The 486-nt window shown below is 49.4% G+C and carries 1 protein-coding gene; it reads left to right on the forward strand.

The annotated features are described in order from the left end of the window. Positions 1-486, forward strand: a 486-nt coding sequence (locus D4A39_RS17030; protein WP_147393964.1) for a cellulase family glycosylhydrolase, incomplete at both ends; no start/stop codon positions are given.

The raw sequence follows: 486 nt of genomic DNA on the forward strand, positions 1-486 counted from the left end.
AATATATGGCATGAGTTTGCTTCCGATCCATATATCCAGGAACATTCCGGACAGATTTCCATTGAGCTAGCCAACGAGCCAATCTCCATCACGTGGAATGGCAGTTCTGACAATGGAGCTATGAAGGAATTCTTCCAGCCTATCGTGAACAGGATTCGCCGCGATGGATTCAATGGCATCATCTGGGTGCCGGGCACCACTTGGCAGCAAAACTATCGTGACTATGTAAAGCATCCGATAGTAGACTCGCAAAACAATTTGGGTTATGCCGTTCACTGCTATCCAGGCTGGTATAAGTCAGGTTCGGGCAACAATGACAATACCAACAAGGAGATATTCTACAATGAATTCCTGGATGCTGTGCCAGTGGCGAAGACCAATCCTATCATCGTGACCGAGATAGACTGGAGCCCATACAAGCCAGGCTCAGGCCACAAGGACGAGCAGGGCAACTGGGTGGAGAGCAACTATGGCACTTGGGGCACC

The organism is Alcanivorax profundi, assembly GCF_003597125.1.
Taxonomy (GTDB): Bacteria; Pseudomonadota; Gammaproteobacteria; order Pseudomonadales; family Alcanivoracaceae; genus Alcanivorax; species Alcanivorax profundi.